General features: G+C 69.1%; 8 protein-coding genes. 2 read left to right on the top strand and 6 right to left on the bottom strand.

Annotated features, from left to right (window positions below):
• Window positions 1-809: SGNH/GDSL hydrolase family protein (locus ACFVJS_RS23090; protein WP_378885435.1), on the bottom strand; the 809-nt coding region annotated here is incomplete at its 3' end.
• Window positions 810-936: 127 nt separating this feature from the next.
• The gene (locus tag ACFVJS_RS23095) at window positions 937-3,027 is read right to left on the bottom strand and encodes an MMPL family transporter (protein ID WP_378885437.1); all 2,091 of its coding nucleotides are present in this window, start codon (window positions 3,025-3,027) and stop codon (window positions 937-939) included.
• An 88-nt stretch (window positions 3,028-3,115) separates the two neighbouring features.
• On the opposite strand from ACFVJS_RS23095, the gene ACFVJS_RS23100 reads away from it, so the two are divergent.
• Entirely contained in the window at window positions 3,116-3,436 is a 321-nt protein-coding gene (locus ACFVJS_RS23100) for a PadR family transcriptional regulator (RefSeq protein ID WP_008356007.1), read from the top strand.
• A 114-nt stretch (window positions 3,437-3,550) separates the two neighbouring features.
• Complete coding sequence (locus ACFVJS_RS23105; RefSeq protein ID WP_378885439.1) at window positions 3,551-4,189, top strand: permease prefix domain 1-containing protein; 639 nt, start codon at window positions 3,551-3,553, stop codon at window positions 4,187-4,189.
• Window positions 4,190-4,336: 147 nt separating this feature from the next.
• Here ACFVJS_RS23105 and ACFVJS_RS23110 read toward each other — a convergent pair whose 3' ends face one another.
• Genes ACFVJS_RS23110 through ACFVJS_RS23125 form a run of 4 tightly spaced genes read right to left on the bottom strand, consistent with a single transcriptional unit; the run spans window position 4,337 to window position 9,192 of the window.
• Window positions 4,337-6,196 (bottom strand): DEAD/DEAH box helicase, encoded by a 1,860-nt coding sequence (locus tag ACFVJS_RS23110; protein ID WP_378885441.1) that lies wholly within the window; start codon window positions 6,194-6,196, stop codon window positions 4,337-4,339.
• Between the two features lie 59 nt (window positions 6,197-6,255).
• Window positions 6,256-7,068, bottom strand: a complete 813-nt coding sequence (locus tag ACFVJS_RS23115) for an MOSC domain-containing protein (RefSeq protein WP_378885442.1) — start codon at window positions 7,066-7,068, stop codon at window positions 6,256-6,258.
• A gap of 22 nt (window positions 7,069-7,090) precedes the next feature.
• Complete coding sequence (gene glmS, locus ACFVJS_RS23120; protein WP_378885444.1) at window positions 7,091-8,914, bottom strand: glutamine--fructose-6-phosphate transaminase (isomerizing); 1,824 nt, start codon at window positions 8,912-8,914, stop codon at window positions 7,091-7,093.
• A gap of 14 nt (window positions 8,915-8,928) precedes the next feature.
• Complete coding sequence (locus ACFVJS_RS23125; RefSeq protein WP_378885446.1) at window positions 8,929-9,192, bottom strand: hypothetical protein; 264 nt, start codon at window positions 9,190-9,192, stop codon at window positions 8,929-8,931.
• Window positions 9,193-9,578: the final 386 nt, after the last annotated feature.

Raw genomic sequence — 9,578 nt, forward strand, 5'->3', positions numbered from 1 at the left:
GTACTCACCAGAGGGGTGTAGCCGTCGCGGTGGCCGGCGGTGTTGGCGTGGTAGGACTCCTCGACCGGGTTGGAGAGGCCGTTGATCCATTCCACGTCGTCGCAGACCGCGTGACCGGTGAACCGGCTGATCGGGTTGACGTAGGTGAACCCGGCAGCGCTCGCGCGCGAGGCCGTGGTGTTGTTCAGGAGCACGGCGGTGTCGTTGAGGATCGCCTCGTCCTCCGGGCTGAACCAGGTGAAGGCGTTGCAGTCCTCGCCCATGAACAGCTTCGGATAGCCCACGACCACCACCTTCGCGTTGGGCGCGGCCGACCGGATCCGGGAGTAGAGCGTCCCGAGGCTGCCCGGGAGCGTGTTGCGGATGTAGCTCTGAGCGCCCGCGACCGCTCCCGCGCAGTCGCTCGCCCAGGCGGGGAGGGCACACTCGGTGATCACGTCGGCGAAGCCGGCGTCGTTGCCGCCGACCGAGATCGTCACGTAGCGCGTCGAGGTCGACAGCGCGCTCAGCTGGCTGTTGACGACGTCGGCGACGACCGCGCCGGAGCAGGCCCGGAAGTTGAGGCTGTAGCTCTTCGCCGCGGCGACCAGGCTCGGGTACGCCAGGGTCGACCGCTTGCACTCGCTGCCGTCGTTGATGTAGCTGCGCGTGCCGACTCCCGAGGAGTAGGAGTCGCCGAGCGCGACGTACGGCTCCCCAGCCGCTGAGGCTGGGGAGCCGGGGGCGACGGCGAGGCCGGCGCCGAGAAGGGCGATGGAGGTGAGGGAGACCGCGAGGCGGACTTTGGACAGGCGGAAGATCACGTTCATGGCAACTCCCGAAAGCCGGGGACCGCTGGGGGCGCGGCCCTTCCCTTCGGTTGTACGCGCCCTTACGTCTCTCCGCAGGAAATTTGTTTCACGTCCAAGTAACTGTCCGGAAACCGCTCAGCCGGGTTCATTCGACGTTCTGAAGACGGGGCAGGATGCGGTCGAGCCACGCCGGCAGCCACCACGCGCCGGCCCCGAGCAGCCGCATCACCGCGGGCACCACGAGGCACCGCACCACGACCGCGTCGAGCAGCACCGCCACCGCCATCACGAAGCCCATCTCCTGCAGCATCCGGTCCGGGCTGAACCAGAAGGCGCCGAAGACCACGACCATGATCGCGCCGGCAGCGGTGATGACACCACCGGTGTGCGCCAGTCCCTCCCGGACCGCCTCCTGGGCGTCCCCGCTGCGCAGCCACTCCTCACGCATCCGCGAGATCAGGAAGACCTCGTAGTCCATCGAGAGCCCGAAGACGATCGCGAAGGTCATCACCGGCAGGAACGCTTCGATCGGGCCCGGCTCGACCCCGAGCAGCCCCTCCTGGAAGACGTACGTCATCGCTCCCATCGAGGCGCCGATCGAGATCAGGTTCAGGACCGCCGCCTTGATCGCCACCGCGACCGAGCGGAAGACGCACATCAGCAGCAGGGCGGAGAGCCCGACCACGAGCCCGATGAAGAGCGGCAGCCTCTCGCCGACCGCGTCGGAGTAGTCGATCAGCGCCGCGGTCGAGCCACCGACGAGGACGTCGTCGCCGAGGTCTTCGCGCAGGTCCTTGACCAGCTCGGTGGTCTCGGCGTCCTGCGGGCCGGTCTCCGGGAAGGCGATGGAGGTGAACAACGCGCCGTCGGCCGACGGTTGTGGCGGCGTCACGGCGGCCACCCCGTCGTACCCCTGGATCATCTCGTACGCCGCGACCGCCTGACGCTGCGAGCCGTCGGTCATGATCACGAGGGGACCGTTGGCGCCGGGACCGAACTTGTCGCTGACCAGGTCGTACGCCTTCCGCGTGGTCGAAGAGGGGTCGTCGTTGCCGGCGTCGGCGAAGCCGAGCTGGAGGCCGAGGACCGGGGTGGCGAGGGCGCCGAGGGCGACCAGGGAGACGATCAGCGCGGCCCAGGGGTGCCGCTGGACGCCGCCGGCCCAGGCACGCCAGCGCTGACCGGGCTCGCGGCGAGACCGGGCGGCGTGGCGGCGTACGGACCTCTCCAGACGCTTGCCGAACAGCGTCAGCAGCGAGGGGAGCAGGGTGACCGCGGCGATCATGGTCATCAGGACGGTGAGCGCGACACCGAGCACGACCCCCTGGATCGAGGTCAGCTGGAGCACGTAGAGGCCGCAGAGCGCCAGGATCACGCTGACGCCGGCGAAGAGGACCGAGCGCCCGGCGGTGTCGATCGCGGTCGAGGTGGCGTCCTCCCGGGTGGCGCCACGGAGCAGCTCGCTGCGGTAGCGGGAGAAGACCAGCAGCGCGTAGTCGATGCCGACCCCGAGCCCGACGATCATCAGCATCGGCGCGGTGTAGTCCGGGATCGTGGTCAGGTGGGACAGCAGCGTGACCACGCCGAAGGTGGTGCCGACGGCGAAGATCGCGGTGATCAGCGGCAGGCTCGCGGCCAGGAACGAGCCGAACATGAACAGCATGATCACCAGGGCGGCGAGCATGCCGATCCCCTCGGAGCTGCCACCCTCGCCCTCGTTCACCTCGCGCATCGAGTCGCCGGCCATCTCGACCTGCAGATCGTCGGTCGTGGTCTCGTCCGCGATCTCGAGGAACGGCTCGTAGGCGCTGACCGGGAGCTCGCCGGGCTCGGCGTCCATGACGATGGTGACCAGCGCGGTCGTACCGTCCTCGCTCACCGACCCGCGCTGCGGGTCGGCCGCCTCGACGCTCTCGACGTGCGGGACCTCGGCGAGGGCTGCGAGCAGGTCGTCGACGGCCTGTTGGTCGGTGTCCCAGCCGCGCTCGTCGTGGATGACCGCACGCACCTCGTCGCCGGTCGACCCGCCGTGCTTCGCCTGGAGGTCGGCCATCTCCTGCGACTGCGTGCCGGGGATGTCGAAGGAGTTGCGGTAGTCGTCGCCGATGCTCTGCGCCGCCGCGGTCACGCCGACGAGCACCACCACCCACAGCAGCAACGCGGTCCAGTGATGGCGTTGGGAGAAGGACGCCAGCCGCCGCAGCGGGCTGGGTCTCGTGGTCGTCTGGATGGTCATCATGTCTCCTTGTCCGTGATTGCCTGGCTACCTGTAGCCAGCCAACATGTATGGAGACAATGTACGACGGACTGTGTAGGCTGTCTACATGAAAGCCGACGCCCTCCGTGGCCACCTCGACTCGCTGATCCTGGCTGTCGTCGAGAAGCAGCCTCTCCACGGCTACGCGATCATCGAGGCGCTCAGTGCCCGTAGCGGTGGCGAGCTCGATCTCCCCACCGGCACGATCTACCCGGCCCTACGCCGTCTGGAGAAGGCCGGCTACCTCGACAGCTCCTGGTCCGAGGTCGGCGGCCGCAAGCGACGCACCTACGAGCTCTCCTCGGCCGGTCGCAACGCCCTCGCCGCCCACCGCCAGGAGTGGCGCACCTTCGCCAAGGTCGTCTCCGGCGTACTCGGCGAAGCCTGACCCGCCGAGACGTCGCCCGAGACGGCACTTCTGGGGGCCGAATCAGCAGTTCTGGCGAGCCATTCGGGGAGTTCCCTGATGTGGTCGGCACCGCCGGCGACGGAGGATGGGCGCATGAGCGCCGTCGACGTCTACCTTGCGGACCTGCGCGCCGCGATCCCCGGCCCGAGCTGGACCCGGCGCGACCTGCTGCGCGAGGCCGGCGACCACCTCGAGGACGCGACCGCCGCCTACACCGCGGCGGGCTACACGACCGCCGAGGCGGAGGCCCTGGCGCTGCGAGACTTCGGTTCCGTCGACGACATCGCTCCCGGCTTCCGCGACACCGTCGCGATCGATGCCGCCCGACGTACGGCGATCCTGCTCGTCCTCGTCATGATTCCCCAGGCGTTCCTGTGGGACGGCGGGATCGACCTCGGCGCGAGCGCCCATTCGGCCGCCCCCGACGGCGGCCTGTTCCACGTGCTCGACATCGTCATCGGGTACGTCGGCACCGCAGGCGCCGTCGGCGCGGTCATCGCCCTGGCGGTGACCGCGATCGGTCAGCGCTGGTTGCAGGTGGGGCGCCGTACGGCCCGCCTCACCGCATCCTGGTCGCTCGCCATCGCCATGGTCGTACCGATCATCGGCTTCACCATGCTCGTTCTGACCGGCGGTCTTACGGTGATGCTGGCCCTGAGCGCGCTCGCCTTCATGGCGACCCCGTTCGCGCTGGTCGCCGTCTCAGCTCAGCGCACCCTCGCCGCCTGCTGAAACCACGCCTACCGCCACCGCTCAGGCTTGCTCGTCGACGCGTCTCTGACGCCACTTGCGTCACAGTGCTCAGGCAATGCCTGCGCTTCTCAGGCGTTGCATTGCCTGAGAAGTGCAGGGATACCCGGTTAACCGGGTATTCCAACCTCAGTCGAACTTGCGCTTCTGCCGCGGCTTGCGGGGACGGTCGCCGGAGTCGGGCGCACCGCGACGCGGTCCCCCCTGGCTCCGGTCGAAGCGACCACCCGAACGACGCACGGGACCACCGCCGGAGTCCTCGGAGAGCTCGATGAGCTTGCCGGAGATCCGGGTCGACTCGAGCGCCTTCCAGGTCTCGGGCGCCAGGTCGGCGGGGAGCTCGACCAGCGAGAAGTCGTTGCGGATGGAGATGTTGCCGAAGTCGGCGCGGCGCAGACCACCCTCGTTGGCGATGGCACCGACGATCTGACGCGGCTCGACCCGGTGACGCTTGCCCACCTGGATCTTGTACGTCGCCAGCGGCTGCCCGTTGCCACGCGAGCGGGAGGACTCGCGACGCTCCCCGCCTCGCTCGCCGCCCCGGTCGCCGTCGCGACGACCCCGGCGGTCATCGTACGCCGGCTTCTCGGGCTCCGGCTCGAGGAGCAGCGGCTCCTCACCGTGGAGGACGGCGGCAAGGGCGGCGGCGACGTCGACCTCGGGCACGTCGTGCTCCTCGACGTAGTGGCGCACCACGTCGCGGAAGAACTCGATCTTGTCGCCCTCCTGGAGGGCGGCGGTGATGCCGTCGTCGAAGCGGGAGAGGCGGGTCGCGTTGACCTCGTCGACCGAGGGCAGCTGCATCTGGACCGGCTGCGCCTTGGTGTGCTTCTCGATCGCGCGCAGCAACCACCGCTCCCGCGGGGTGACGAACGAGATCGCGTCGCCGGTGCGGCCCGCGCGGCCGGTGCGGCCGATGCGGTGGACGTAGGCCTCGACGTCGGTCGGCAGGTCGTAGTTGACGACGTGCGAGATCCGCTCGACGTCGAGCCCGCGGGCCGCGACATCGGTCGCGACCAGGATGTCGAGCGAGCCGTCCTTGAGCTGGTTGACGGTCTTCTCGCGCTGGGCCTGGGCGATGTCGCCGTTGATCGCGGTCGCGGCGAAGCCACGCGCGCGCAGCTTCTCGGCCAGCGACTCGGTCTCGGACTTGGTCCGCGTGAAGACGATCATGCCCTCGAAGTTCTCGACCTCGAGGATGCGGGTGAGCGCGTCGACCTTCTGGGGGTAGGACACCATCAGGTAGCGCTGGGAGATGTTGGTGTTGGTCTGCGTCTTCGCCTTGACCGAGATCTCCTCGGCGTCGCGCAGGTACTTCTTCGACAGCCGGCGGATCTGGGCGGGCATGGTCGCGGAGAAGAGCGCGACCTGCTTGTCCTCGGGGGTCTCGGCGAGGATCGTCTCGACGTCCTCTGCGAAGCCCATGTTGAGCATCTCGTCGGCCTCGTCGAGCACCAGGAAGCGCAGCTGGGACAGGTCCAGCGTGCCCTTCTCGAGGTGGTCCATGATCCGGCCGGGCGTGCCGACGACGACGTGGACGCCACGACGGAGCGCGGTCAGCTGCGGACCGTAGCCCTGGCCGCCGTAGACCGGCAGGATGCGTACGCCGTCGATGTTGGACGCGTAGCGCTCGAACGCCTCGCACACCTGCAGGGCGAGCTCACGCGTCGGCGCGAGCACCAGCGCCTGCGGCGCGTTCTGGTAGACGTCGAGGTTGGAGAGCACCGGCAGCGCGAACGCGGCGGTCTTCCCGGTGCCGGTCTGCGCGAGACCGACAACGTCGCGGCCCTGGAGCAGGGTGGGGATGGTGGCGGCCTGGATCGCGCTCGGAGTCTCGTAGCCGAGGGCCTTCACGGCCTCGAGGACGCTCGCGGACAGACCGAGCGAGTCGAAGGTCGGACCCTGGTCCGCCTCCACGCTGGACGCACCACTGGGCTCCTCGGGCATGGGAGTGGTGGATACGGCAGAATCAGCGTCGGTGCTCACCATCCAACGGTAGGCCCTTATAGCACGATCTCGACATTCCTCGGCGCGGTGGTCCACGTCACTCAGGAGACGACGACCTCGTCGCCGACCGCGATCTCGCCCGGGTGGACGACGGCGAGGTGCATCGCCGCCCAGACCTTGCCGTCCCACTTGCGATGCACGGCGAGCGTACGCAGTGGGTCCTTGCCGTTCGTCAGCGTCTCCGGATCGATGGTCGTCATGACGCAGCGATCGATCGGCGCTGCCACACGGAACCGGGCGCCGCCGATCGCGAGCTCCTTCCAACCGTCCTCCGCGAAGGCCGCCGCGACGCCCCCGATGAGCAGGTTGGCGCGGAAACGCCCGACGGGGACGTCGTCGTCGGCCCACTCGTCGATCTGACCTGCCGAGGCGTCCGAGATCAGCGACACCGGCGAGGAGTCGTGGAAGGAGGCATATTCACCGGGCCGATACTTGGCCGGGTTCATCGGCCGCTTCGTCGGGTCGGCGCACCACATCAGCCTCAGGTCGTCACGACCGAGCGCCTTCCTCAGCCAGGCATCCGCGGCATCGCCGACGGCCCGCGCGGTGAGCGGCTTGTCGAAGAGCCGTACGCCGACCGTCGGCGCCGCCTCCCCGGGCACCGCCACCTCCAGCGGGTCCATCCCCTCGCTGGTCAGCAGCAGGTCCACGCCGTCGGGACCACCGGTCGCCGGGGTGTCGGCCACGATCGTGAACAGCTCTCGCAGCTCACGCGCCGTCACCAGCTTCCCGCTGCCGTCGACGACCATCCACTCCCGGTCGCCCACGATCCCGGCCCTCCCGACGTACGCCTCCTCCACCGGCCTGATCGCCGTCGACTTCACCGGATGGACACTGATCGCTGCCAGACGCATGGTCCGATTGAACCGCTGTCGACTATTCGACCGTTACCGATTTAGCCAGGTTCCGCGGCTTGTCGACGTCGTGGCCGAGGGCCTTGGCGGCATGGAAGGCGATCAGCTGGAGCGGGATGGTCAGCAGGATCGGGTCGAGCTCGACCTCGTTCTTCGGTACGTCCACCCGCAGTGCGTCGAGCTCGCCGAGGTCGACGTCGGGGTGGGTGACGACGACCAGCGGACCGCGGCGGGCGCTGATCTCGTGCAGCGCCGCGACGTTCCGGTCGGTCAGCTCGTCCTGCGGCACGATCGCGACGGTCGGCACGGACTCCGAGATCAGCGCGAGCGGGCCGTGCTTGAGCTCGGAGGTCTGGTAGGCCTCCGCGTGGCGGTAGGAGATCTCCTTCAGCTTCTGCGCGCCTTCCCGGGCGACCGGGTAGCCGCGGACGCGACCGACGAAGAACATCGACTCGGCCTCGGCCAGGCGGGCGGCGACCTCCTCGAGGTGGGACTCGCTCTTGAGGATCTCCTCGATCTGCGTCGGCAGCGTCTGCAGGCCGGCGATGAGCCGCTTGCCGTCGGCGATCGAGAGGTCGCGCACCCGACCGAGCTGGAGTGCCAGCAGCGAGAACGCGACGTACATGTTGGTCAGGGCCTTGGTCGAGGCGACCGCGATCTCCGGGCCGGCGTGCAGGTAGATGCCGCCGTCGACCGCTCGTGCGATCGCGGAGCCGACGACGTTGACGACGCCCAGCACCCGGCCGCCCTTGCGCTTGATCTCCTGGACCGCGAGCAGGGTGTCGATGGTCTCGCCGGACTGGGAGACGGCGACGTAGAGGGTGTCGGGCTCGATGATCGGGTTGCGGTAGCGGAACTCCGAGGCCGCCTCGGCGTCGGCGGGGATCCGGGCGAGCTCCTCGATGAGCCCGGCGCCCATCTGGCCGACGTAGTAGGCGGAGCCGCAGCCGAGGATCTTCACCCGGCGAATCGCGCGCAGCTCGCGCGGGTCGAGATTGAGCCCGCCGAGGTGGGCGGTGCCGAACCGCTCGTCGAGCCGGCCGCGGAGCGCCCGCTCGACCGAGGACGGCTGTTCCAGGATCTCGGTGAACATCCGCGGCTGGTCGGCGAGCTCGCCGTACTCGTACGCCGACGGGTCCACGTCGACCTCACGGGCCGTCGTGGTGGTCGTCGTCAGGTCCTGGCGGAACGTCGTGAACCCGGTGGCGGTCACGGTCGCCAGCTCGCCGTCGTCCAGGTGGGCGACGGTGGTGGTGTGGCGTACGACCGCGGCGAGGTCGGAAGCGACGTACATCTCTCCGTCGCCGACACCCACGATCAGCGGCGAGCCGTTGCGGGCGACCACCATGCGGTCGGGGAAGTCGGCGTGCACGACGGCCAGGCCCCAGGTGCCCTCGACCTGGGAGAGCGCATCGACGACCTTCGCCTCGAGATTGTCAGCAGTCGACAATCCGATCAGATGGGCGAAGACTTCGGTGTCGGTGTCGCTGACCAGCTCGACCCCCGCCTCGGTGAGCCGCTCGCGCAACGATGCGGCGTTGTCGACAATCCCGTTGTGGACAACGGCGACCCGGCCGTCGGCAGAGACGTGCGGATGCGCGTTGGTGTCGTTGGCGGGGCCGTGGGTCGCCCACCGGGTGTGCCCGATGCCGACCTTGCCCGCGAACCGCTTCGGCAGCGCATCGACCAGATCGCGTACGCGTCCGGCCTTCTTCGCCACCTGCAGCCTGCTGCCCAGCACCGCCACGCCCGCCGAGTCATACCCGCGGTGCTCGAGCCGGGCCAGTCCCTCGGTGAGCAGACCCGCAGCCTGCTGCGGTCCGATGTAGCCGACGATTCCGCACATGTGTCCTGTCCGTCCTATCCGTAGATGAGCCGCCGCAGCTGCCGTTCGGTCAGCCGCGGTGCGGCGACGACCCGAGCCCGGAGCTCCTCGGCCAGCTGCGCGAAGATCGCGTCGTTCTTCGCGCCGTAGGTCTTCAGCTGTGTGTGCCGGCGGCGCACGTAGGCCTCGACCGGTTCGTCGAAGTACGCCACCACGTCCTCGATCACTCGCGCCGCCTCCGCGGGCGGGAGCCCGGTGGTGGCGACCAGGTGATCGATCAGCGCTTGCTCGGCCTTCACGCCACCAACTGTGCGCCACCTGCGGGACAACCTTCAAATTTCTGCCCGAAATCGGGCAGAAATCTGCCCTTGACCCTCAAGTGGGGCGCCGCGGGCAAACATCGGGCACTTCCACACCTCCAAGTGGGGATCACCGCGCGATCTGGCCAACTACTTGGACATACAGGTGGGGGTGCGGTACCTTAGGTGAACACAAGGTGAACAGGAGGTGTCTGATGAACGGAAATAAAGTGACTGGCAAGCTCGAGCTCCGCTGGCTCTCTGTCGTCGACCGCCGCGGCCGCAAGCACATGGAGGCCCGCTGGGTCGAAGTCGGTGCACCCGCGACCACTCGTCACGCTGCCTGACAGCCGCTCAACGCTTCCGAGGCCCGCTCCCCACAGGGG

It is taken from the genome of Nocardioides sp. NPDC057772 (assembly GCF_042798075.1).
Classification (GTDB): domain Bacteria; phylum Actinomycetota; class Actinomycetes; order Propionibacteriales; family Nocardioidaceae; genus Nocardioides.

What these genes read in the sequence shown, in the direction of transcription:
- ACFVJS_RS23095 (WP_378885437.1), bottom strand. Translation starts at nt 3,027, where the DNA reads ATGACCATCCAGACGACCACGAGACCCAGCCCGCTGCGGCGGCTGGCG.
- ACFVJS_RS23110 (WP_378885441.1), bottom strand. Translation starts at nt 6,196, where the DNA reads ATGGTGAGCACCGACGCTGATTCTGCCGTATCCACCACTCCCATGCCC.
- ACFVJS_RS23100 (WP_008356007.1), top strand. Translation starts at nt 3,116, where the DNA reads ATGAAAGCCGACGCCCTCCGTGGCCACCTCGACTCGCTGATCCTGGCT.
- ACFVJS_RS23115 (WP_378885442.1), bottom strand. Translation starts at nt 7,068, where the DNA reads ATGCGTCTGGCAGCGATCAGTGTCCATCCGGTGAAGTCGACGGCGATC.
- ACFVJS_RS23105 (WP_378885439.1), top strand. Translation starts at nt 3,551, where the DNA reads ATGAGCGCCGTCGACGTCTACCTTGCGGACCTGCGCGCCGCGATCCCC.
- glmS (WP_378885444.1), bottom strand. Translation starts at nt 8,914, where the DNA reads ATGTGCGGAATCGTCGGCTACATCGGACCGCAGCAGGCTGCGGGTCTG.